At 67.8% G+C, this 23,164-nt stretch carries 22 protein-coding genes and 1 tRNA gene; 6 read left to right on the top strand and 17 right to left on the bottom strand.

Features of this window, described 5'->3' with window-relative positions; genetic code table 11:
* Positions 1 to 3 precede the first annotated feature (3 nt).
* Both Q0P60_RS00330 and Q0P60_RS00325 read right to left on the bottom strand, forming a co-directional pair.
* Positions 4 to 2,025, bottom strand: coding sequence for an alpha/beta hydrolase (locus Q0P60_RS00330; protein WP_294987105.1), 2,022 nt, complete (start codon positions 2,023 to 2,025; stop codon positions 4 to 6).
* Entirely contained in the window at positions 2,025 to 2,999 is a 975-nt protein-coding gene (locus Q0P60_RS00325) for a DUF4105 domain-containing protein (RefSeq protein WP_294987818.1), read from the bottom strand. Before Q0P60_RS00325 ends, Q0P60_RS00330 begins: the two co-directional genes overlap by 1 nt.
* A 175-nt stretch (positions 3,000 to 3,174) precedes the next feature.
* On the opposite strand from Q0P60_RS00325, the gene Q0P60_RS00320 reads away from it, so the two are divergent.
* Entirely contained in the window at positions 3,175 to 3,579 is a 405-nt protein-coding gene (locus Q0P60_RS00320; RefSeq protein ID WP_294987103.1) for a GFA family protein, read from the top strand.
* Positions 3,580 to 3,909: 330 nt separating this feature from the next.
* On the opposite strand, the gene Q0P60_RS00315 is transcribed toward Q0P60_RS00320, so the two are convergent.
* Complete coding sequence (locus tag Q0P60_RS00315) at positions 3,910 to 5,430, bottom strand: MFS transporter (protein WP_294987101.1); 1,521 nt, start codon at positions 5,428 to 5,430, stop codon at positions 3,910 to 3,912.
* A gap of 106 nt (positions 5,431 to 5,536) precedes the next feature.
* Here Q0P60_RS00315 and Q0P60_RS00310 point away from each other — a divergent pair, with 106 nt between their 5' ends.
* Positions 5,537 to 6,436 (top strand): LysR substrate-binding domain-containing protein, encoded by a 900-nt coding sequence (locus Q0P60_RS00310; protein WP_294987099.1) that lies wholly within the window; start codon positions 5,537 to 5,539, stop codon positions 6,434 to 6,436.
* A 13-nt stretch (positions 6,437 to 6,449) separates the two neighbouring features.
* On the opposite strand, the gene Q0P60_RS00305 is transcribed toward Q0P60_RS00310, so the two are convergent.
* From Q0P60_RS00305 to Q0P60_RS00295, 3 genes are all read right to left on the bottom strand, one after another.
* Positions 6,450 to 7,328 (bottom strand): LysR family transcriptional regulator, encoded by an 879-nt coding sequence (locus Q0P60_RS00305; RefSeq protein ID WP_294987097.1) that lies wholly within the window; start codon positions 7,326 to 7,328, stop codon positions 6,450 to 6,452.
* A gap of 38 nt (positions 7,329 to 7,366) precedes the next feature.
* The gene (locus tag Q0P60_RS00300) at positions 7,367 to 8,248 is read right to left on the bottom strand and encodes an SDR family NAD(P)-dependent oxidoreductase (protein ID WP_294987095.1); all 882 of its coding nucleotides are present in this window, start codon (positions 8,246 to 8,248) and stop codon (positions 7,367 to 7,369) included.
* A gap of 163 nt (positions 8,249 to 8,411) precedes the next feature.
* The gene (locus Q0P60_RS00295; RefSeq protein ID WP_294987093.1) at positions 8,412 to 9,275 is read right to left on the bottom strand and encodes a DMT family transporter; all 864 of its coding nucleotides are present in this window, start codon (positions 9,273 to 9,275) and stop codon (positions 8,412 to 8,414) included.
* 130 nt (positions 9,276 to 9,405) lie between these two features.
* On the opposite strand from Q0P60_RS00295, the gene Q0P60_RS00290 reads away from it, so the two are divergent.
* Positions 9,406 to 10,794, top strand: a complete 1,389-nt coding sequence (locus tag Q0P60_RS00290) for a PLP-dependent aminotransferase family protein (protein ID WP_294987091.1) — start codon at positions 9,406 to 9,408, stop codon at positions 10,792 to 10,794.
* Positions 10,795 to 10,850: 56 nt separating this feature from the next.
* Here the strand turns inward: Q0P60_RS00290 and Q0P60_RS00285 are convergent, their stop codons facing one another.
* Positions 10,851 to 11,324 carry a hypothetical protein gene (locus Q0P60_RS00285; RefSeq protein ID WP_294987089.1) on the bottom strand — a complete coding sequence of 158 codons (474 nt, stop codon included), beginning with the start codon at positions 11,322 to 11,324 and terminating at the stop codon, positions 10,851 to 10,853.
* A 118-nt stretch (positions 11,325 to 11,442) separates the two neighbouring features.
* On the opposite strand from Q0P60_RS00285, the gene Q0P60_RS00280 reads away from it, so the two are divergent.
* The gene (locus Q0P60_RS00280) at positions 11,443 to 12,114 is read left to right on the top strand and encodes a class I SAM-dependent methyltransferase (protein WP_294987087.1); all 672 of its coding nucleotides are present in this window, start codon (positions 11,443 to 11,445) and stop codon (positions 12,112 to 12,114) included.
* 3 nt (positions 12,115 to 12,117) lie between these two features.
* On the opposite strand, the gene smqnr is transcribed toward Q0P60_RS00280, so the two are convergent.
* Complete coding sequence (smqnr, locus tag Q0P60_RS00275; protein ID WP_294987085.1) at positions 12,118 to 12,765, bottom strand: SmQnr family pentapeptide repeat protein; 648 nt, start codon at positions 12,763 to 12,765, stop codon at positions 12,118 to 12,120.
* A 90-nt stretch (positions 12,766 to 12,855) separates the two neighbouring features.
* On the opposite strand from smqnr, the gene Q0P60_RS00270 reads away from it, so the two are divergent.
* Positions 12,856 to 13,632, top strand: coding sequence for a DeoR/GlpR family DNA-binding transcription regulator (locus Q0P60_RS00270; RefSeq protein WP_294987083.1), 777 nt, complete (start codon positions 12,856 to 12,858; stop codon positions 13,630 to 13,632).
* An 11-nt stretch (positions 13,633 to 13,643) separates the two neighbouring features.
* A complete protein-coding gene (locus Q0P60_RS00265; RefSeq protein WP_294987081.1) occupies positions 13,644 to 14,777 on the top strand; it encodes an MFS transporter in 1,134 nt (377 codons plus the stop codon).
* A gap of 9 nt (positions 14,778 to 14,786) precedes the next feature.
* Here the strand turns inward: Q0P60_RS00265 and Q0P60_RS00260 are convergent, their stop codons facing one another.
* From Q0P60_RS00260 to mltG, 9 genes are all read right to left on the bottom strand, one after another.
* Entirely contained in the window at positions 14,787 to 16,292 is a 1,506-nt protein-coding gene (locus Q0P60_RS00260) for a PepSY domain-containing protein (RefSeq protein WP_294987079.1), read from the bottom strand.
* An 11-nt stretch (positions 16,293 to 16,303) separates the two neighbouring features.
* Positions 16,304 to 18,442 (bottom strand): TonB-dependent receptor, encoded by a 2,139-nt coding sequence (locus Q0P60_RS00255; RefSeq protein WP_294987077.1) that lies wholly within the window; start codon positions 18,440 to 18,442, stop codon positions 16,304 to 16,306.
* A gap of 129 nt (positions 18,443 to 18,571) precedes the next feature.
* A complete protein-coding gene (locus Q0P60_RS00250) occupies positions 18,572 to 18,967 on the bottom strand; it encodes a DUF2946 family protein (protein ID WP_294987816.1) in 396 nt (131 codons plus the stop codon).
* A 175-nt stretch (positions 18,968 to 19,142) separates the two neighbouring features.
* Complete coding sequence (locus tag Q0P60_RS00245) at positions 19,143 to 19,523, bottom strand: tautomerase family protein (RefSeq protein WP_294987075.1); 381 nt, start codon at positions 19,521 to 19,523, stop codon at positions 19,143 to 19,145.
* Positions 19,524 to 19,714: 191 nt separating this feature from the next.
* Positions 19,715 to 19,789, bottom strand: a tRNA-Val gene (locus tag Q0P60_RS00240).
* A gap of 132 nt (positions 19,790 to 19,921) precedes the next feature.
* A complete protein-coding gene (locus Q0P60_RS00235) occupies positions 19,922 to 20,275 on the bottom strand; it encodes a PilZ domain-containing protein (protein WP_004146965.1) in 354 nt (117 codons plus the stop codon).
* Complete coding sequence (locus Q0P60_RS00230; RefSeq protein ID WP_294987072.1) at positions 20,272 to 21,228, bottom strand: DNA polymerase III subunit delta'; 957 nt, start codon at positions 21,226 to 21,228, stop codon at positions 20,272 to 20,274. The genes Q0P60_RS00235 and Q0P60_RS00230 overlap by 4 nt, the downstream gene beginning before the upstream one ends.
* Entirely contained in the window at positions 21,225 to 21,890 is a 666-nt protein-coding gene (tmk, locus tag Q0P60_RS00225; RefSeq protein ID WP_294987070.1) for a dTMP kinase, read from the bottom strand. The genes Q0P60_RS00230 and tmk overlap by 4 nt, the downstream gene beginning before the upstream one ends.
* Entirely contained in the window at positions 21,887 to 22,948 is a 1,062-nt protein-coding gene (gene mltG, locus Q0P60_RS00220; protein ID WP_294987068.1) for an endolytic transglycosylase MltG, read from the bottom strand. Before mltG ends, tmk begins: the two co-directional genes overlap by 4 nt.
* Between the last annotated feature and the right edge of the window lie 216 nt (positions 22,949 to 23,164).

Genomic DNA, 23,164 nt, shown 5'->3' with positions numbered 1-23,164 from the left:
GCATTACCTGCCTGCGGTGTCTACGTCATCGATGTCGCGGTGCAGGATGCGGCGCACCTCCAGTACTGCCTGCGGCGTCTCCTGCACGCTGTGGCCGGAAATGATCACCTTCTCCGACAGTGCACCCGGCAGGTGCGCGCTCCAGTACGGCACCAGCCCATCATCGGATTTCTGCAGCGGCAGCTCCGGTTTGCGCTGGGCGATGATCGAGTGGTACTTCAGGCCCGCTTCGATCGGCAGCTGCGCGGCGGCCTTCACGAACGGATCGCTGGCCTTGAGGTTGTCGATGCTGTTGGGAATCTTCGGCTTGGCCGTGCCGTCCACCTGCTGCTCGGCCTGCGCAAGCGCCATGAACACATCCTCGAACTTGCCGAGGATGGTCAGCGGCAGGCGCACCAGCCGGCCGATCAGGCGCCCGACCTTGTTGCCGGCGATATCGGTGCCCTGGTGCGGCGCGGCGATGAAGATCGCGCGCTCCACGTCCGGCTGCGCCTTGAAGTGGAGCAGCGGCCCCAGCTTGGTCTGCACCCGCTTCAGGCGCTCGCCCTTCAGGTCGTAGTTGGCCAGCAGGTCGTTCCACAGCACATCACCCGAATCGCTGACCAGCAGCCGCGCCAGCACGCCGCCCATGCTATGGCCGATGTAGACCATGTCCTTCGAGGCGCGCGTGCTGCCGTTGGGGTCGAAATGCTTCAGCGTGTCGTTGAACGCGTTGGCGATCTCGTAGCGGTTCAGCGCGATCGGTGCATTGGTGGGGTAATAGACCTGCCAGACCTGGAACTGCTGGCGCAGCTCGGGGTCACCCATGATCTCGTTGGCCAGGTTCACCCAGGCCTCCGGGCTGCTGGCCAGGCCGTGCAGCATGAAGATGATGCGACGGTTCGGATCCCACGGCTGCATCAGGTAGATATGCGGCTCGCCGATCCCCTCGCTCATGCCGAACAGGGTGCGCAGCGATTGCCGGGCGAAGCCACTCTGCGCCAGCCACAGGCCGTAGGCAGCGGTGAAGTTGCCGGCCAACGGTACCTGCTCGCCATGCAGGGTGATGCGCTCGGTGGCTTCGGGCGAATAGGCGTCAAGTTCGACCCGGCGTGTACGCATCACGTCGTCCAGGCTGCTGCCTTCGAATCGCAACAGCGCGGTGACGTTGAGCGAAGACATCTCGCTGAACTCGGGCACCGAATCGTCGTGGCGATGACGGCGGCCACGGCGCTCGCCGTCCTCATCGTCCTGCTCCGGCTCCGCCTTCGGGCCGTCCGCGGCGATCACCGGAGCGACCAGCTTCGGCGGGTCCATCACCATCACCAGTTCGGCACCGAAGCCGTCGCGGCGATAGGTACTGCGCAGGCCGACAAAGCTGACCGTACCGGCCGGAACCAGCTGCGCGGGAATGCTCTTCAGCCCCAGCTGCTGGTAATTGGAGGCGAGCGACCAGCTGCCGACCGAGAGCGGCTTCGTATAGTCCTCACCGGCCAGCGCCGCTGCGCGTGCGCGCACGAACAGCACCACTGCGGCCTTCTCCGCGGCGTAGTTGTAGTAATCACGCACCTGCGTCTGCCGGTCCTCGAAGGCACGGTCGGACGGCGAGCGGCCGCTGTAGAACAGGTAGGCGTACGCATAGCGCGCAGCTTCCAGCCAGGCATCCAGCGCCGCATCGCTCATCGGCGGCTCGCCCGCGGCGGTCTTCTTCGGCGTCAACGCCAGCGCCGCCTTCACCCACAGCTCGGACAGCGCCGACAGCCGCTGTTCGACATTGAGGTCATCGGTCATCAGCAGCGTGCTGCGGCAGACCAGGAAGTCCTTCTCGCACTGCGATTCATCCAGCCCCGCCGCACTGAGCGTCTCGCGCGCCGCCGGGCTGAGCTTGCCGGTGTTGAGCACGTCGGCGCGCTTGTTGACCAGCGAGTCGCTGGACTTGATCTGCTTGACGGTGACCATCGCGCAGCCACTGCCGCCGAGCAGCAGGAAGGCGGCGAGCAGCGCCGGCAGCACGCGCTGCCAGCGGGTCAGGAAGAGTCGGGTCATTACTGCGGGTCCTGCTCGGTGCCGGGCACGCCCTGGCGGATCACGGTGGAGAAGTGGTCGCCGTCGCCCAGGTCCAGCGCACGCTGGGTGATGCGGCCCTTGTCATGCAGCTCGGTGTACGGCACGCCCGGCGCCAGCGCGCCGACCTCCTGTGCGTACTCGGCCAGGTAGCCGGACAGCAGCAGGCGATAGTCCAGCGGCAGCCGTGGCGCGATATGCCGGGCCAGGTCGAAGACGATGGTGGTGCAGTTGCTGGTCAGCGTGTTGTAGAAGCCCGGCTTCGCGTCCAGCGCCCGTGCCTGCGCGATGTAGGCGGCGAACAGCGCCTTCAGCTGCGCGCGGTCCATCCCGTACAGGCGGTACAGGTAGACGTCCTCGCCACGCGCATTGGTGCGGGTGCGGATGATGTCGGTCTCCTCCGAAGCCACCAGGGTCATCTCGAACTTGCGGAAGAAGCCGCCCAGTGCAGAGAACGACTCGCCACGCTCCTTGCGGATCTCCAGCGAGAACACCACGTGGCGGCCATCCTCGAAGCCGAACGAGATCAGCGTGTGCGCGATCGCCGGTCCCATCCAGTACGACAGCACCAGATCGGCCGAGCGCAGCTGGTCCAGGTCATACGTGCGGCGCACCCAGCGCGCGTCATAGTCCGTCTCGGTACGCCAGCGGAAGTCGCGCACGTTATCGAACACCACATGCCGTCCATCGAAGGACACCACGTGCAGGCGCTGCGCCACGTCGTCGGCCCACACGCGATCCTGGCGCGGCGTCAGCAACAGCCACCACAGGCCGGCCAGTGCCAGCGAGGCACCGAATGCCATGCCCAGGCGCCGGCTGCCGCGGCCGCGCGCGATCCGCCACGCTGCCCACAGCGCCGCCAGCAACCACAGCACCGCCACGCCCGTGGCCAGCCAGCCCGGTCCCGGCAACTGGTAGGCCAGCAGCCCGGTCACCCAGAGCGCTGCCAGCGCCAGGGCACTTCCTGTCATCCAACGTCCTGCGGCTTTCACTGGCATCCTGTCGCGGTCTTGAAGCCGCATAGTTAGCCACAAGCCGGATCACCGTGGCATCTACGGCCCGTTCAGGCGCGTCGACGCACCCTCTACGATGGCCGCGCTGGCCAGGTTCACCCCACTCACAGGAGCAACGATGGGCATCACTTCCGTGGCCGGCGTTCCGGTCCAACCCCGGCATCGCGCCAGCTGCCACTGCGGTACCGTCGAACTGCTGCTGGACCTGCCGGACGGCATCGTCGACCCGCGCCGCTGCGACTGCTCGATGTGCCGCCGCCGTGGCGCCATCGCGGCCAGCGTTAGCCGCGACGGCCTGCAGGTGGTGCGCGGGCAGAGCCACCTGCAGCTGTACCAGTTCAACACCCATGTGGCCGAGCATTACTTCTGCGGCGTGTGCGGTATCTACACCCATCACCGGCGCCGCTCCAACCCCGACCAGTACGGTTACAACGTCGCCTGCCTGGAGGGCATCGACCCGTTCGCGCTAGGCGTGATTCCGGTCAACGACGGGGTCAACCATCCGGCCGACCGCAGCGCCTAGTGGCGCGTGCGCCGCAGCGGTGCGGCGACCTTCTGCCAGGGCGCCATGCCACTGCGCCCGGCCCGAGCCGGCCGTTTCAGCCAGGGCCGTCGAGGTGCTGCCTGCGGTTCGGCCGCGACCGGGGGAGGGAGCGGTCTACGGCCAGGCCAGAGATGGTCGAGCAGCCACATGGCAGGTCTCCGTGGGGGACGGGGACGATCAACACTAGGCCCGGATCGGCATAGGCGGCGTGAGAGGAAAACGACAGCGGGATGACGGTGGGCACGCCGCTGCAGAAGCTGCCTTGGCCGTCGACCCGCGTTTGCCGCGGTAGCGCGACGACGGAGCCGCCTAGGCGGCCTGCTCCGCCGCTGGATTACCACTGGCCCGCGTCAGCAGCAGATGCAACACCACCGCGCTGCCTGCGGTCAGCAACGCCAGTACACGCAACAGTGTCGCCAGCGCCTCTCCGCTGGCCAACCGCACCTGTGCACTGCCCATCGTCGGTAGCAGGGCCTGCGCCTGTGCCTGCGCCCCCGTTGCCAGGTAGGCGCCGGCCCTGGCCAGCGACGCGGATGGCGCACCCTGCAGCTGGTGGCCGATCAACAGCGCAAGCAGTGCGGTCACTGCAGCCAGTGCGATGCCCTCTCCGGCTACCCGTACCGTGCCGAAGATGCCCGCGGCCATGCCCGCACGTTTCACCGGCACCACGCTCACTGACAGCCCATCCATCAGTCCCCACGGCAACGCCGTGCCTGCGCCGATCAGCATCAACCACGGCAGCCACTGCAGCGGCGACGGATGGGCCGCATGGCGCGACAACAGATACAGGCCGCATGCACAAACCAGCAGGCCGAATGTGCACAGTCGCGCGGCGCCGATCCGCTCCGCCCAGCGCGCGGCCAGCAAGGGCAGCACCAGCATTGGTGCGGACAGCGCCAGCATCTGCAGCCCCACCTGGGTCGGGCTCTGTCCATGCACGCCCAGCAGCTGCAGAGGCAGTACAACCAGCAGCACCACGTAGCCGAAGCAGGTCGCCACCGGCAGCAACTGGACGCCGAGGAACGCCGTTTGCGAGAACAGTGAGAGGTCCAGCAACGATGAGGGGTGCCGCCGTTCGATGCAGACGAACACCCCGCCCAACAGCAGCGTCGCCAGTAGCGCCAGTTGCACGCGCACGGCATGCAGGCCGAACTCCCCCAGCCACAGCAAGGCCAGGGTCAACGCCGCGAGCGTCAGGCTGAAACTGAGCATGCCTCCGATATCCAGGCGTCGGCGCTCGCCATGACTTTCAGGCAACACGCGCACGCCCAGGCCAAAGGCCACCAACGTCAGCACACCGCCGGCGGCGAACACGCTGCGCCATCCCAGCACCTGCAGCAGCAGCCCTGCGAGCAAGGGCCCCAACGCCAACCCCGCGCCGAACGTGGTCCCGAGCAGGGCAAACACCCGGGCCCGCGCCGGCCCCTGCCAGGCGTGCGCCAGCGCGGCGCTGCCGGAGGCCAGTGCGGCGGCCGCGGCAACGCCCTGCAGGCCCCGCGCCAGGTCCAGCCACGGCAAGGTGGGCGCGATGCATACCAGGCCGGTGGCAAGCGCGAAGCCGGCCGTCCCCAGCAGGAACAGCCGCCGCCGGCCATAGCGATCGGCCAGGCCGCCGGCAGCCAGCAACAGGCTGCCGAAGGTGAGCATGAAGGCATTGGTCACCCAGGCCAGCGCGGTGGGCGAAGCTGCCGCGGAACGGGCCAGCGCCGGCACCGCGACCGCGCCAGCCGAAAAGGACAACGGCAGCGCCAGAGCAGCCAGGCAGACCGCGAGCAACGCCCAGCGCTGCTGCGGGTGGACAGACACAGGGGACAGTGAAACCGGGGCCATGCGGGCCTCCTTCCATCGGGGGCATTGATGATGGACAGGCCGCAATTTCTGAAAAACAGGCTCAATGGACGTTGATTACATCCATATGCTCCGCAATCATGCCGGCATGGACTCCATCTCCGCCCTGCTCGCCTTTGTCCGCACCGCCGAGGCAGGCAGCATTGTCGGTGCCGCCCGCGTACTCGGCCTGTCTGCCTCGGCCGTCGGCAAGCGCATCGCCCGCCTCGAACACGACCTCGGCACGCGCCTGTTCCAGCGCACCACCCGACGCGTGCACCTCACCGACGAAGGTGAACTGCTGCTGCAGCGCTGCAGGCGTGCGCTGGATGAACTCTCCGAAGCACAGGCGGATCTGGCGCAGCGGCAGCACGCCCCCAGTGGACTGCTGCGCATCGGCCTGCCCACCATCGGCTACCGCTTCCTGTTGCCGGTGCTGCCCGGCTTCCAGCAGCGCTACCCGCAGGTGCAGCTGGAACTGGACTTCAACGACCGCATCGTCGATGTGGTCAGCGAAGGGCTGGATGCGGTGATACGCAGCGGCGAACTGGCCGATTCCAGCCTGACCGCGCGACGGCTGGGCGGCTTTCGTTTCATCCTCTGTGCGGCGCCGGGCTATCTGCAGGCCTACGGCACGCCCGCCGATGTGAGCGACCTGCGCATGCATACCGCACTGCGCTTCCGTTACCCCACCACCGGAAAGCTGCATCCATGGCAGCTGCCGGGCATTGAAGGCGATGCCGGGGCGCGCCTTCCCACGGCGATGACCTGCAACAACATGGAAGCCGTGCTGGCCGCCGCGATCGGTTGCATGGGCCTGGCCTGGATGCCTGACTTCCTCGCCGCCGGTGCGCTGGCCGATGGCCGCCTGCAACAGGTACTGCCTGCGCTGCCCACGCACCAGGGGCAGTTCTCGTTGCTATGGCCCGGTGGGCGCCATCCCAGCGCACGCCTGCGGGTGTTCATCGACTATGCCGTTGCACATCTGTTCCGCCACGATCAGGCCTAGTTGATCAACAGGTTCAGCCCGCGGCGGCAACATCCAGGAAGTTCCGCAGCACCGGCGACGGTGCGTCCGGGCGCATGCAGAACTGCAGGGCAAAGCACGCGGCCTCATCCTCCAGCACGTGGTAGGCGATTTCCTGCGAACGGAAACTGGCCATGCTGGCCGGCACGATCGCCACCCCGGCCTCCACCGCCACCAGTGACAGCACCGCATGCATGCCCTGTGCTTCGTGCATCACGCGCGGGGTGAAGCCTGCCGCGGTGCACAGGCCCAGCACCTGTGCATGGAAGCCAATGCCCTCGCCTGCCGGCCACGAGACGAACGGCTCATCGGCCAGCATCGCCACCGTGGCAACCGGCACCGCAGCCAATGCATGTGCGCGCGGCAGTGCAATGGCCAGGCGGTCGTGGTCGAAGTCGTGCAGCACCAGTTCGGCAGCGGGAATCGGTGGAATCAGCACGCCGACATCGATGCGCTGCTCGCGCAGCCACAGTTGCTGCTGGTACGAGGTCGCTTCCTGCAGATGCAGTTGCACCTGCGGGTAATGCTGGCGGAAACGACGGATCAGTCCCGGCAGTCGCCCGTACAGCGCACTGCCCACATAGCCTACGCGCAGGCTGCCGCTGTGCCCTGCCGCGGCTTCGCGGGTGCGCTGCAGCGCCTGTTCGGCCTGCTGCAGCGTCGCCCGCGCCTCGACCAGCAGCGTCTGCCCGGCCACGGTCAGGCCCAGGGTGCGATTGCCGCGCACGATCAACTCGCTCCCCAGTTCGTCTTCCAGCCTGCGGATCGCCGCCGTCAGCGGTGGCTGCGACATGTGCAGGCGGGCCGCAGCGCGGTGGAAATGCAGTTCTTCGGCCACGGCCACGAACTGGCGAAGCAGGCGCAGGTCGATCATCGGGGGGCAGGCAGTGGAAACCTGCCTAGGGTACGCCCTCAGCTGCGCACGTCCACGCTGGCGCGGGCGATGGCCGGCCACTGCAGGGCCACCGACTCGATGCTGTCGGCACAGACCGCGCGCAGGTCACGCGGATACGCGACATGCTCGGCGTCCTGCAGGCGCAGTGCATGGAACTGGCCATTGCTCGCACGCAGCGCCCATCCTCCGTCCATGCAGCGCGTCGATGCCAGATAGGCCACCCCCTGCGCGACCGCGTCCGGGTGCAGTTCGTCGGGCTCGCCGTGGACGCCCCACATGCGCGTCTTGGCCACCGGCGAAACCGCATTGACCACGATGCCGTGCTCAGCGCCTTCCAATGCCAGCACATTGACCAGGCCGAGCGCGGCCTGTTTGCCCATCGCATAGGCGGCCAGCCCGCGCTGTGCGTACTGCGGATACAGCGCGCGATCAGACGTGGTGATCACGATGCGACCGCCGCCTGCCGCACGCATCGCCGGCCACGCTGCCTGCGCCAGCCACAACGGTGTCTTGGCTGCCAGGCACAGCATCTGCTCCAGCGCAGCGTCCTCGACCGCTTCCAACGCCTGGTACTGCACCCAGCCGGCGTTGTGGATCAGGAAATCGATGCGGCCATGCTGTTGCAGCAGATCCTGCACCAGCGCGTGGCAGCCGGCGCGATGGTCGATCGCATCGCTGGCCGCCTGCACCAGCAGGCCCTGCGCCTGCAGCGCCTGCACGCTGCGCAGCACGCGCTGCGGGTCGCAGCCACGCCCATCGGCGCCGGCGCCCACGTCATGCATCACCACATGCGCGCCGCGCTGGGCCAGCAGCCGGCTGTAGGCAAGCCCAAGTCCACCGGCGGCACCGGTCACCAGGCCCACCTGGCCTTCGAAGGAAACACGCGAGTTCGGCTTCATCGCAGCAGCTTCGGCCAGGCCCCCCCGCCTCGGCAAATACCGTTGGCCGCACGCCACGATACCTCCACGCTATCACCGCAAAAAAGGGGACGGAGGGGATTAAGTCGTTTCAGGCACATCAGGGGCGATTGCGACTTAATCCCCTCCGTCCCCATTTTTGTGGTCAGCGGCTGAAGCGGCGTGCGCCGGCGACGCAGATCACTGCGGCCACGGTCACCAGCACCATGCTGAGGCTGACCGGTTCGTGCAGCAGCAGCGCGGCCAGTGCCAGGCCGAAGAACGGTTGCAGCAGCTGCAGTTGCCCAACTGCGGCAATCCCGCCCTGGGCCAGGCCGCGGTACCAGAACAGGAAGCCGACCAGCATGCTGAACACCGCCACGTACCCCAGTGCCCACCACGCCGACGCGGCCACTGCGGCGAACGAGGCCGGACGCATCAACACCGTCAATGGCAGCATCACCGGCAACGCCAGCAACAGCGCCCAGCTGATCACCTGCCAGCCACCAAGGTGCCGGGCAAGCCGGCCCCCTTCGGCATAGCCCAGGCCGCACACCACGATCGCCGCCAGCATCAGCAGATCCGCCTGCAGCGACGCTTCGATGCCGTTGCGGACCGCATAGCCAACCACGCAGGCACTGCCCAGCAGCGAAAAGGCCCAGAACGCAGGGCGCGGCCGTTCGCCGCCGCGCAGCACGCCGAACACCGCGGTGCTCAACGGCAACAGCCCAACGAACACGATGGTGTGCGCCGACGACGCATGACGCAGGGCCAGCGCGGTCAGCAGCGGAAAGCCGACCACCACCCCGAGGCTGACCACCACCAGCCCGGGCAGGTCGCCACGCCGGGGCCAGGGTTGGCGCAGCAACAGCAACAGGCCCAGGCCGAGCACGGCGGCAATGGTGGCGCGTGCAGCTGTGACGAACCCGGCATCCAGCTGCAGGACCGCCAGGCGCGTGGCCGGCAGCGAGCCGGCGAAAATCACCACACCGATGAGGCCATTGATCCAACCACTCGCCGAGCGTTCCACGCCTGTACTCCTGCAATGCCGGGCGACTCCCGGCGGAACCTGCATGGAAGCACCCGCAGTCACGCCCTCCCAGTCACAATCCAGTACAGTTTCAAGTAACTGTACTGCCCACACTTCCACTACAGCCCTCATGCCAGCCCCGCCTACCCGCATCGAATCGGTCATCCAGGCCGTCCGCACCCGCATCAGCGCACGGGTGGATGGTCCCGGCTCGCGCCTGCCATCGGTGCGTGCGCAGGCGGCCGCAATGGGGGTGTCGGTCTCCACCGTGGTCGAAGCCTACGAGCGCCTGGCCGCCGAAGGCGTAATCAGCGCGCGGCCAGGCTCGGGCTTCTATGTGAGCGGGCCGGCCGCGCCGCTCGCGCTGGCCGAACGCGAACCGCGGCTTGACCGTGCGGTGGACCCGCTGTGGGTGTCACGGCAGTCGCTGGAAACGCCCGCCGGCCACCTCAAGCCGGGCTGCGGCTGGATGCCCAGCGACTGGCTGTACCAGGACGGCATGCGCCGTGGCCTGCGCCGCCTGGCGCGGGCCGACGCCCCCCATCTGGCCGACTATGCCGGCCCGCTCGGCCTGCCACCGCTGCGCCAGCTGCTGCAGCGACGCGCCGCTGCGCTGGGCATCGAGGCACCGATGGAACAGATCCTGCTGACCGAATCGGGCACGCATGCGGTCGACCTGATCTGCCGTTTCCTGCTCAAGCCCGGTGACTGCGTCCTGGTCGATGATCCGAGCTACTTCAACTATCACGCCCTGCTGAAAGCCCATCAGGTGCAGGCGGTGGGCGTGCCGTACACGCACAACGGCCCGGACCTCGAGGCCTTCGCGCAGGCACTGCAGGCGCATTCGCCGCGGCTGTACATCACCAACTCCGGGCTGCACAACCCGACCGGGGCAGTGCTGTCGGCCAGCACCGCGCACCGCTTGCTGGGGCTGGCCGAGCGCAGCGAACTGATCATCATCGAGGACGACATCTTCGCCGATTTCGAACTGCATCCCGCGCCCCGGCTGGCCGCACTGGATGGGCTGTCGCGGGTGATCCACGTCGGCAGCTTCTCCAAGACACTGTCGGCCGCCTCGCGCTGCGGCTACATTGCCGCGCGTCGCGACTGGGTCGAGGCGCTGACCGACCTGAAGCTGGCGACCAGCTTCGGATGTGGCCACCTGGCGGCCCAGTTGATGCACATCGCGCTGACTGACAGTGGCTACCGCCGGCACATGCAATCGGTGCGTTCGCGCCTGGCCGATGCGCGCCGGCTTACCCTGCGCAGGCTGCACGCACTGGGCATCACGCCGTGGCTGCAGCCACACGCCGGCCTGTTCCTGTGGTGCCAGCTGCCCGACGCCCGCGACGCTGCCACGCTGGCGCGGCAGTGCCTGCGTGAGGGCCTGGTGCTGGCCCCGGGCAATGCCTTCAGCCAGTCGCAGCGCGCGGCCGACTATGTGCGCTTCAACGTCTCGCAATGCCAGGACCCCAGGATCTGGCAGGTGCTGGGAAAAGCGCTGCAGCAGCGCCGCTGAGCGGAGGGACGGGGTCACCCGGAGTGATCAACGTCAGCACGCCGGGACACCGCGACTCACGCCTGCAGGTAAGTCTCGGCGGGAATATCCAGAAGCTCGGGGCCTGACAGTGTCGCCCCCTGCAGATCGGCGCCAGCCTTCAGCGCATTGTCGATGGCGTTGAGCGACGAACTACGCTCGCAGATCGCCTTGAACGCCGCGCGTGGCCCCTGCTGGTACATCAGCCGCGCGCGGCGCAGGCCTTCGGCGAAGACCGGCTCGCACTCCAGCGGCAGCGCATGCAGATGGCCATTGCCGTCGCGTGCAGTGAACGAACATGGCAGCACGACACCCAGCTCGCTATGCGCAACCAGCGTCATGGCGAACGCCTCCGGCAGCCAGAGCAGCAGCCGACGCGCCAGCTCATCGCCGATGCCCTGTTCGGCCAGATCCCGCGCGGCCTGGTCCTCGTCCACGTTGTCGCGGCCGAGCAGGAACAGCGCGCGTTCAACGCTCGCCGCCGCGGGTACAGGGAGGGGGCGATACTTCATTTGCAGGCTCCGGCGGTTCAGACAGACGGTAGCGTCAGGCAAGTGCGTAGTCCGCTGCAATCGCCTCTTGCCGGGCACGGTACAGTGGATATTGGTCGTTGCTGCAGGAACCCACCCGATGTCCTTCTCCGATCCGCAGGCCGTGGCCCGCTATGCCGAAGCACCGCTGCGCCAGGTGCCCGGTTTCCTCGCGTTGCAGCAGATGAGCCGCCTGCTGCTGGCCGAACGCGTTCCCGCGCAGGGCCGCGTGCTGGTACTCGGTGCCGGTGGTGGGCTGGAGCTGAAAGCCTTCGCCGAGGCGCAGCTGGGCTGGCAGCTGCTGGGCGTAGACCCGGCCGCGCCGATGCTGGCCCTGGCCGAGCAGACACTGGGCCCGTTGAACGCACGCGTCGAATTGCTGGAAGGCTACATCGACGATGCCCCCGACCTGCGCTTCGAAGGCGCCAGCTGCCTGCTGACCCTGCACTTCCTCGATGCCACCCAGCGCCTGCATACGCTGCGCGAGCTGCACCGGCGCATGGTCCCCGGCGCGCCGCTGGTGGTGGCCCACCACAGCGTGCCGCAGGACCCGGCCGGGAAACGGCGCTGGCTACAGCGCTATGCGGCCTTCGCCGAGGCCTCCGGTGTCGCCCGTGCGGATACACAGCGCGCGATCGAGGCCATTGCCGAGCGCCTGCCGCTGCTGGCACCCGAACAGGAAGTGGCGCTGCTGCAGGAGGCCGGCTTCAACGACGTGGAGCTGTTCTATGCGGGCTTCAGCTTCAAGGGCTGGGTGGCGTACGCCGGGTGATGCCTAAGGCACCACGGTGATGCCGATGCGCTGCATCAACAGCGCCACCTGCTGCACGTCCAGCGTGGCGCCGCGCAGGTTGGTGCTGCGCAGGTCCAGCTCACCCAGCTCCGAGTTGGTCAGGTCGCACTCGGTGAAGTTGGCGCTGTTCCAGTCGATGCCCTCGAACTGGCCACCGGACAGGTCCGAACCGGCGAAGCTGGCACCGCTCACATTGGCGCCGTCCCAGCGGTTCTCCCACAACTCGCACTTCTCCAGCGTCACCCGCGAGAAATTGGCATAGCGCAGGTTCGACTTCTTGATGAAGGCGCTGCAGAACCAGCTGCGCGTGGTGATCTGGTTCATGAAGCTGGCGTTGCTGAAATCCGCGCCCTGCGCGCGGCACTCGCTGATCTCCAGCCCCAGCGCCTTGATGAAACTGAAGTGGCACATGCTGATGTCGCAGCCGCGGAAACTGGCCTCCTTCAGCGTGGCGCCGTTGAAGCGGCAGCCGCTACGGCTGTCGGCATCGTAGAAGCTGCAGTTGATGAACTCGGTCGCGGTCAGGTCCGCGCCGGAAAAATCACATTCGAGGAACTGCTGGTCGACCACTTTCTGGCCGGTGTACTGGTCCGCGCCGATGCGCAGCTTGCGGTGAACGTTGGGGGACATCAGGGATTCCATGCCAGGTGCCCTGCCATGATGCCGGAACGCCATTCGCACGTTGTTGCACGCTAATGCACGAACGTGCACACTTCCTGCATGAGCTCCGATCCCAGCCCCCTCCCCGCCCAGCGCACCGTGCAGATCCTCGAGGAACTGCGGCGGCAGGGCCGCGTGGTCGCCGCCGAACTGGCGCGCCGCTATGCGGTTTCCGAAGATTCGATCCGCCGCGACCTGCGCGAGCTGGCCGCGCAGGGCCTGTGCCAGCGGGTCTACGGAGGCGCCGTACTGCCGCCGCCGAAGGAACGCCCGTTGCGCGAACGATTGACCCGCGATCGCGGCGACAAGGCCGAACTGGCGGCCCGTGCCTGCGCATTGCTGCTGCCGGGCCAGGTGGTGCTGCTCGACGCGGGCTCGACCAACCTCGCCATCGCCCAGCAGCTGCCGGCGGCGCTCGGGCTGACCGTGATCACCAACGCGCCACAGATCGCCACCGCCGCCAGCGTGCATGAAGGCACCTGCGTGCAGCTGATCGGCGGCCGCCTGGCCAGCGGTGGCGGTGCGGTGGGTGCCGAAGCGCTGGCCCAGGTACAGCGCTTGCGGGCCGACGTATACCTGCCGGGTCCGTGCGCAGTGGACGGCGATACCGGGGTATGGGCGATGGATGCGGAAGAAGCCACGCTGAAGCGCGCGATGGTGGCCTGCAGCAGCCGCGTCATCGTCGCCGCCACTACCGAAAAACTCGGTGCCCGCGGCACCTGGCAGATCGCCAGCCTGGACGAGATCGACGATCTGGTGCTGACCACTTCGGCGCCGCCCGCACTGGCCGCACGTTTCCGTGCCGCCGGTATCGCGGTGCACCCCACTCCCCCCTGACCGTACCGCTCATGTCACTTCCCAACCGCGCGCGTGCCGAACAGCACGCGACCCGCGCTGCATTCTTCATTCCCGGGTTCGCCACCGCGCTGTGGGCCACGCTGGTCCCGTTCGCCAAGGCACGCACCGGGATCAACGATGCCACGCTGGGGCTGGTCCTGCTCTGCCTCGGTGCAGGTTCGCTGCTGGCGATGCCGTTGTCCGGCGTGCTCGCCGCGCGCCTGGGCTGCCGCCGGGTGATGGTGGCCAGCAGCCTGCTGATCTGCCTGAGCGTGCCCGGCCTGGCCCTGGCCGGTTCGGCGTGGCTGCTGGGGCTGGTGCTGTTCGTGTTCGGTGCGGCCGTCGGTGCGATGGACTGCACGATGAACGTGCAGGCGGTGATCGTCGAGCGCAAAGCGCGACGGGTGATGATGTCCGGCTTCCATGCCTTCTTCAGCATCGGCGGCTTCCTGGGCGCGGCGACGATGACCGTGCTGCTCTCGGCGCAGCTGCCACCGCTGGCATCGGTGCTGATCGGCGCCGGCGCGATGCTGCTGGTGCTGGTGTTGTCGGCGTCCTACTGGCACAGCGAGCGCATGCCGCATGACACGCCGATGCTGGCCATGCCGCATGGCATCGTGCTGTTCATCGGCATCCTGGCCTTCGTCGCTTTTCTTGGCGAGGGCGCGATGCTGGACTGGAGCGCGGTCTTCCTCAGCGATGTGCGCCACGTCGATGCCAGCCTCGCCGGCATCGGCTATGTGACCTTCACCCTGACCATGACCGTCGCGCGCCTGTTCGGTGATGCGCTGGTGGCGCGCGTGGGCCGCCAGCGCGCGATCGTGTTCGGCGCGTTGCTCGCCGCCGCGGGCGTGCTGCTGCTGACCCTGGTCACGCCGTGGCAGGCATCGCTGGCAGGGTATGTGCTGGTCGGCCTCGGCTGCGCCAACATCGCACCGGCCTTGTTCTCGCTGGCCGGCCACCAGACCCGCATGCCCGGTGCATTGGCGATCACCGCCGTCTCCACGCTGGGTTTTGCCGGCATCCTGGCCGGCCCGGCACTGATCGGCTTTGCCGCCAACCATTTCGGCCTGATCGCAGCCTTCGTCGGCGTCGCCCTGGCGCTGTTGATGGTGGCGGTGTCGACCCGCTGGCTGCGGGTCTGACCGGCTGCATCAGCGCCGCTGACGCCGCAGCGTCATGCGCAGACGGCGGTAGCCGATCACCGTGGCCGTCGCACACAGCGCGGTACCGGCCAGGCTCAGCAGCAGCAACACACTGAGCCGCACCGCGCCCTGCCGCAGCATCGCCGGCAGGTCCCAGCTGTGCAGGAAGTAGAACAGCCAGCGACCTGCACGCTCGCGATGCCCCATCGTCAGCAACGGGTCACCGGTGGCCAGATCGACATAGACGCGCGTGGCCTCGGCATCGCCGAAATCCGCCACCGCCACCGGGAAGCGCCGCACCGCCGCGCCATTCATGGCTTCCGGCGCACGTGGGTAGAAGTACGCATCCGCTGCATGCTGGATCGCAAACATCCGCATCGGCGCATCGGACATCGCCCGCAGCTTCTGCTGCAGCCACGGCGCAGGCAGCAGGTGCGTCACCTGCAGCGCTCCTGCGTGCGCGGACACGATGCGGGTATCGCCCTGCCCGTCCAGCAGTACCGCAAACAGCTCGCCGCCAATGCGCCGCCACTGGATCTCGACCGCGCGGAAGCGTGCGTCATCCACGCTGGCCAGCAAGACCGCAGGCTCGGCCAGCGCCCCGTTCACGCTCACCGTGCCGCCGCGATAGCGCCCGGCATCCATTGCCTCGCGCGTGCCGGTGAAGATGCCCAGCGGATTCATCGACATCAAGCCGCTGAAGATCCAGGTGAACACGAACGCCGCCGCCATCAATCCGACCAGGTGGTGCCAGCGCATCCAGGGCTCGGCGTACGGCGTCTTCGCGCCCGAGCGGTAGTGGCCCCGGAATCGCCAGCGCCAGAGCCCGACCACGATGCCGCTGACCGCCGCCACCGTGCACAGCGCCGACAGCACGATCACCCCCCACGTCCACACCGGATCCACCGACTGCATGCGCAGGAAATACAACCAGTGCAGCCAGGCGCCTACATAGTTCCAGCGCTGCTGCACACGCGGCGCATCCAGCACCACTTCGCCGGTGCGCGAGGACACGTACACATCGCCGGGTTGCGCACCGCCGACCCCGACCCGATACAGCGGCCGGTGTGCGTCCAGCGCGCGCGAATGCGTCCATCGATCCTCCTCCACGCGCACCGCGCCGATGAAGGCCGGACCCGCGGCAAACTGCGCGGCCGATGCTTCGGCCCGCTGCGCCGAGACCGGCAGCAACGCGTGGCCCGTGGTTGCCGACCAGGCGCCGACATTGCCGCCGCTGCGCACGACGTACGTCGGCTCGCCGCGCAGCGTGGTCAGCGCTACGTTCTCCGGCGCTGCCTGCAGCGCCGGCGGCAGCGCCGACAGCCCCAGCACACCGCGCGCATCGCCCAACAGCGGCAACGCCGCCAGGCGCTCACCCGGTGTCAGCTTCGGATAGCCGATGAACAGCATCACCATGCCGCTGACGAACCACAGCAGCATCAACAGGCATCCGCCGATGCCCAGCCAGCGGTGCACCAGGTAGGTCCAGCGCTTGGCGGTGGATCGCAGCGACATGGCGGCCGCCCTCAGAAGCGATGGTCGACGGTGAATTCGACACGCCGGTCGGCCCCCAGCAACCACTGCGTACTGGTGTAGTAGGCGGTGGCGTAGTACGCCTTGTCGAACACATTGAACAACCGCGCGGACAGGCGCGTGCGCGGCGCCGCCTGCCAGCTCAGCGCCAGGTCGGTGGTGCTGTAACCGGGCAACTCCAGCGTGTTGGCATTGTCTGCGTAGCGCTTGCCGACATAGCGAACGCCACCCGCTGCGCTCCAGTCCGGCAGGAACTGCCAGCTCAGCCACACATTGGCCAGGCGTTCGGCCACGTTGGGCGGCACGTTGCCATCACGCGAGACCAGCATCGCCGGCGAACCGGTGGTTTCCAGGAAGTCCTCGAACTCGGCCTTCAGCACCGTGGCGTTGGCATCGAGCGTCCACTGCGGTGCGAAGTTCCAGTTCAACGAGGCTTCGACGCCGCGCGAGGTCTGCGCGCCCACCTGCACCCGGCGATCCGGTAGCAGCGGGTCGCGGCTGAGCAGGCCGGTCTTGCGGATGCGATAGGCGGCCAGCGTCCACTCGCCGCCATCGAAGGCCTGTTTCAGCCCCACCTCGATCTGGCGTCCCTTGGCCAGGTCGAATGCGCCGTTGGCCGGGCTGATCATCAGCAGGCCGCTGACCGGGTCCGCCGCCTGCGAGTACTGCGCATAGAGGCTCAGCGTCGGCTGCAGTGCGAACACCGTGCCTGCGCGCCAGCCGGTGCTGCGGTAGGTCTTCGAGAACGCGCTCTGGCCACTGATCAGATCGGTGCGCTCGATGCGTGCACGGTCATGGCGCAGCCCCCCCAGCAGCGACCAGCGCTCGCTCAATGCCAACCGGTCTTCCATAAACAGCGCGTACTGCTCGGCACGGTTGCGGTAGCGCGGCAGGTTCGGCGCATCGCTGCTGAACTGGCCAGGCAGCGGGTTGAATGGATCGACCGCGCCCGAACTGCCGGCATAGGTATTGTTGGTGTGCTTGAAGTGGGCGCGGTTGGCATCCAGGCCGACGGCGAAACTGTTCTGCAGGCCACCCGCGGTGCCCTGCACCCGCAGCGTCGAGGTCAGCCCGGTCTGGTCCTGGTTGTGGGTGATCTGGGTGTTGCCCGAGCGATCGATCAAGCCGGTGGCCCGGTTGTAGACATAGGCCTCGGCATTGCGCCAGTCGCGCTGGCTGTCGATCTGATAGAGGCGCGTGCGCCATTCCACATCCGCATTGGGCGTCCACAGCGCATCCAGCTGGGTCCAGCGATCGCGGTAGCGGATCTGGCTGTCTTCCACGTTGTAGTTGCGGTGGCGCAGCGCCTCCAGCTGGCGGCCCTCGACCAGCGGCGTACCGAAGTAACGCATCGGCTGCTGGTCGCCCTGCGCATGGGTGAGGGTCAGCTGCAGGTCCGTACGCGGCTGCCACAGCAATGCACCGGAGAACGTCGCGTCACTGTTGCGCCCCCGATCGACCCAGCCACCGCTGTAGTTGCCGCTCATGTCGAGCCGGTAGGCCAGCTCCGGGGTCAGCGCACCGCCGCTGCCGAAGCCCAGGCGTGCGGTGTCCTCGCTGCCGACGGTCACGCTGATCTCGTTTTCAATGGCTCCGCGCGAGGGTTTCTTCGGCACGATGTTGATCACCCCGCCAATCGCGCCATCGCCATGAATCACCGAGGCCGGCCCCCGCAGCACTTCGATGCGTTCAATCGACCAGGTATCGAACGGGAAGGTGATGCCGACCCCGCCATACTGGCGCAGCCCGTCATACAGCCGCATCACCGATGCACCATCGGTGAAGCCACGGCTGGACAGCGCACTCAGGCCGTTGCCCGGGTGCGGCATCGCACTGATCGCACCGGCCCGGCTGATCGCATCGTTGAGGTTGCTGTCGCCGCGCTGCTCGAGTTGTTCGCGCGAAATCACCGTCAGGCTGGCCGGTGTCTGCAGCACGCTCAGGCCCAATGCAGAGCCGGCGCTGGCGGTGGACGACAGTTCGCCACTGCGGGTATCGACCACACGCACGGTATCCAGCGTGGTCGGCGATGCCAGATCGGCGGCAAGCAGGGGCGCGGCATGCAGGAGCAACGCGCACAGGACAGGCAGCGTCGCCCGGCGCAGGCGCGCGGAGTTGGGGTTCGTTTTCATGTTTTCACGGCATGCAAGGCCACCCCGCAAGTGCAGGGCAGCAATCAGAAAGGGACAAACACGCGCGTGCGGGCACCGGCCGTGGCCGGCAACCTCATGGAAAAACGTTCAATGCAACGCGCGTGCGGCTCAGGCGGCCATCATGGCCGGCGGCCCACGCGCTCCCAATGTGCCGCTGATCCGTTGCGGCAACGCCCGCACCGCACCGCGCAGCGCGCGGCACACCGGTGCCATCGGCGCCAACAGCAGCAATGCGGCCACCAGCAGGGTGATCAGCCGCGCGGCGATCAGGCAGTAGTCGCAGTCCACGCCCATCTCATGATTGGCGTGGGGATCGGCAGCGGGCTTCGGTGTCGATTCGCCGTGCGGCATTGCCATCGCGTGATGGTCGTGGTGCCCTTCCATCGCGTGCTGCGCGTGTTCTGCATGCGTCGCGTGGTCCATGGCTGCCACCGGCGCAGCCGCAGCGGCGTGGCCATGCGCCAGCCAGCGGCTCACCAGCGGGGCAAGCAGCACCAGCAGCATGGCGAGCCATGCCAGGGCCTGGAACCGGCGGTGGAGGACAGAACGACGCACCCGGCCATTCTACGGGGCCATGGCCAACCTTGGACCCCGTTCAGGGTTTACCCCCTGCGACACGGTGACGCAGGCCTATGCGCTCCTCTGTAGATCCACGCCATGCGTGGATGTTTTTCGCGCATCAACTCACGTACTGGGCCATACCATTACCGAACGACCAGTTTTCCCGCTTCACTTCCACCAGGTTGATGAACACATCCTCGCGGCGGATACCCACTGCCGCGTGCAACCCATCGGCGATGCCGGCGTACAGCGCCTTCTTCTGCTCCAGCGTGCGCCCTTCATTCCAGGTGATCTGGATGCAGATGAAGTCGTCGCTGCGGTCCACGCCCAGGTAGCCCGGGTCGTAGACCAGCGTGTCGGCATCGTGTTCCTGGAAGATCTGGAAGCGATCGTTTTCCGGCACGCCGACCGCACGCATGGCCTGGTAGATGGCTTCGCCGATACGCTGGCGGTAGTCGGCGGATTTACCTTTGCGAAGATCGATACGGGCCAGCGGCATGGTGGCACTCCAAGGCGGATGGGCACGGCAACGGGCTGAGACTACGCCTGCCCGCGGCGGCGGGACAGCGCAGGGATGGAACCCTCTACGTCGATCGATGATGCGTTGCCGTGGCGTCATGCGCTCGCCTGCGTGCGAGCGCGGGCAACAAAAAAGCCCCCATTGCTGGAGGCTTCTTTCGTTCTGCAACATGGTGGGCGGTACAGGGATCGAACCTGTGACCCTTGCCGTGTGAAGGCAATGCTCTACCGCTGAGCTAACCGCCCGGTGTGTTGCTGAGCCGCTCATTATAGGGGCTTTTCAGAGGCCGTCAACAGTTTTTCACATTCGTGTTCACGGCTGTTTCCCAGGCCTCAAGCCGAGCATGGCTCGGCTGTACAGAAAGGCCCCGCGCAACCTCACATCGTGTGGGTCGGCTTGTCGGAACTGGTCAGGCCGGCCAGCAGCGTCTCGATCTTGTGGCGCACGCCCTCGCCTTCGGCACCGTCGGCCAGCTGCACGCCGATGCCCGCGGTACGGTTGCCCTGGGCACCGGCCGGGGTCACCCAGATCACCTTGCCGGCCACCGGCAGGCGTTCGCTGGAATCGGGCAGGGTCAGCAACAGGAACACCTCGTCGCCGAGGAAGTAGCGCTTGGGCGTGGGCACGAAGATGCCGCCATTCTTCACGAACGGCATGTACGCGCTGTACAGCGCGGCCTTGTCCTTCACGGCCAGGGACAGGATGCCCTGGCGGGCGTTGCTGGCACTCATCGATTTCCCCTTGCGGCAGGCCGCTCGTTCACCTTGTTCCAGGCCAGCAGCAACTCGACCACCGCAAGGTCTGCACGCACCGTGGTGCGTAGCAGGTCGCGGGTGCGGTTGGCCGCATCGAACCAGGCTGCAAGCTTGTGCAATCGCTCCGGCATGGTCAAGGCATCGGTGCTGGCCTGGGCCAGCGCCAGGTCGGCAGCGAAGCGCAGGCGCAGCGCGGCGTTGTCGTCAGCGCACCATTTCTGCGCCAGCTCCACCGCGCCGGTCTTGCCCGCGGCCAGCTGCTCCAGCTCGCGGCCGACGTCGCGGCGCAGGCCAAGGCCGTCTTCGCGCAGCCAGTTGTCGGCCTGGCCGGGATGGCCGCGTGCGGCCTCCAGCGCCTCGATCGCCGACGCTTCGCTGTGGCCTTGCCGCTGCAGCCAGGCCAAAGCTTCCTCGCGTGGCGGCAGCTTGAATTCCAACCGCTGGCAGCGGCTGCGGATGGTCTGCGGCAGGCGCGCCGGGTCGCTGCTGATCAGCCACAGGTAGCGGCCCGGCTGCGGTTCTTCCAGGGTCTTCAGCAATGCGTTCGCGGCCGAGCGGTTGATCGCATCGGCGGGGTCGACGATCACCACCTGCGCCACGCCGTACTGCGGGGTCAGTGCCAGCTTGTCGGTGATCTCACGCACCTGCTCGATGACGATCTCGGTGCGCAGCTTGTCGCCGCTCTTGTTCGGGATGAAGCTGACCAGCTGCAGGTCCGGATGGGTCCCGGCGGCAATCAGCTGGCGCGTGCGCGTGGCATGCGCGGCGTCGCCCTGCGCCAGCACGTGGTCGGCCAGCGCCAGCGCGACTTCGCGCTTGCCCAGCCCGGCCGGCCCGCAGATCAGCAGGCCATGGCCGAGGCGGCCGGCATCGAGCGCGGCCACGGTCTGTTCGAATGCGCGCTGCTGCCACGGCGAGAACGTGCTCATGCGCCCTCCCCGTCCTGCAGCCAGCGCTCGACCCGGGCAACCACATCGGCCGCCACGCGCGCCTGCACCTGGCCGGCGTCGATCAGCGCGAAGCGCTGCGGATCCTGTCGTGCACGCTCGCGGAACACCGCACGTACACGCTGGAAGAAATCGTCCTGCTCGCTTTCGATGCGGTCCGGCCACAGATCACGGCCGTTGGCACGCGCGCGTCCAACCTCCACGTCCACGTCCAGCAGCAGGGTCAGGCCCGGCAGCAGCCCGACCGCGCGACGCTCCAGGTCGGCGATCCACTGCGGATCGAGGCCACGGCCACCGCCCTGGTAGGCGTAGCTGGAATCGGTGAAGCGATCGCTCAGCACGTAGGCGCCACGCTGCAGTGCCGGCCGGATCACCTCCCGCACGTGCTGTGCGCGTGCGGCAAACACCAGCAGCAGTTCGGCTTCCGCGCTGAGCGGTTCGGCCGCGATCTCGGCATCGGGCTTCAGCACCAGGCCGCGGATGCGCTCGGCCAGCGGCGTGCCACCCGGCTCACGGGTCAGCACCACCTCGTGGCCATGGCTGCGCAGGCAGTCACGGATGGCATTGATGGCGGTGGTCTTGCCAGCGCCTTCGCCACCTTCCAGGCTGACGAAACGGGGATGGCGAAGCAGCGCGGGACTCATTGCGCCGGGGTCTCCTGGGTACGTTGCTGGCGCAGCTGCTGCAGGTAACGGGCAACTGCGGCGTTGTGCTGGTCCAGGCTGGGCGAGAACACGTGCGCGCCACTGCCATCGCCGACGGCGACGAAGTACAGCGCGTCGCCGGACAGCGGCTGCGCGGCGGCCATCAGCGCATCGCGGCTGGGCATGGCAATCGGGGTCGGGGTCAGGCCCGCACGGGTATAGGTGTTGTAGGGCGTATCGGTGGTCAGGTCACGGCGGCGGATGTTGCCGTCATACGCGGCACCGAGGCCGTAGATCACGGTCGGATCGGTCTGCAGGCGCATGCCGATCTTCAGGCGGCGCATGAACACCCCGGCAATCTGCGGGCGCTCGCTCGCCAGCGCGGTTTCCTTCTCGATGATCGAGGCCATCGTCAGCAGTTCGTACGGCGTGTTGATCGGCAGGTCCGGCGCGCGGCTTTCCCAGGCTTCGTCCAGTGCCTTCTCCATCGCGGCGTGGGCACGCTTGAGCACGTCCAGGTCACTGTCACCGCGCTGGTAGACGTAGGTCTCCGGCAGGAAGCGGCCTTCCGGATGCTGGCCGCCAAAACCGAGGCGCTGCATCAGCGCGGCATCATCGAGGTTGTCGGTGGTGTGCAGCAGCGGCTCGGCACGCTTGAGTGCGGCACGCAGCTGGCGGATGTTCCAGCCTTCCACCAGGGTGACCCGGTGCTGCAGCACCTTGCCGGCGCGCATGCGCAGCAACAGCTCACGTGGGGTCAGGTCGTTGCCGAGTGCGTACTCGCCCACCTTCAGCTTGCCAGCGGCATCCAGCTGGCGCGCCAGCAGCTGCCACTGCGCATCCTGGCCTTCATCCACGCCGGCCTCGCGCAGCTTGCGCAGCACGCTGTTCATGCCATCGCCGCTGGCGATGACCACGCTTTCGGCGGACGGGGTGATCCGGGCGTCGGCGAACTGGCCCTGCTTGTAGAAGAACCACGCGCCCGCACCGGCCACGATGGCGGCCAGCACCACCACCAGCGTGACCACGAACAGACACCCGCGCTTGGCTCCCGCCATGGACTACCTCTGAACTCGATTCCGTCGTGCAGGATACCGTGCCGCTGGTGTGGGGTCATGACTGGAAGGGCTATCCGTGCCGACCAACGGTCGGCACCTACCATCCCCCGTGCCGACCAACGGTCGGCACCCACCATCCCCCGTGCCGACCAACCGTCGGCACCTACCATCCCCCGTGCCGACCAACGGTCGGCACCCACCATCTCCCTTGCGGAC

This window comes from uncultured Stenotrophomonas sp., assembly GCF_945952405.1.
Lineage (GTDB): Bacteria > Pseudomonadota > Gammaproteobacteria > Xanthomonadales > Xanthomonadaceae > Stenotrophomonas.
The sequence above is the reverse complement of the archived record's forward strand: the minus strand, read 5'-3'. Positions and strand labels throughout refer to the sequence as shown.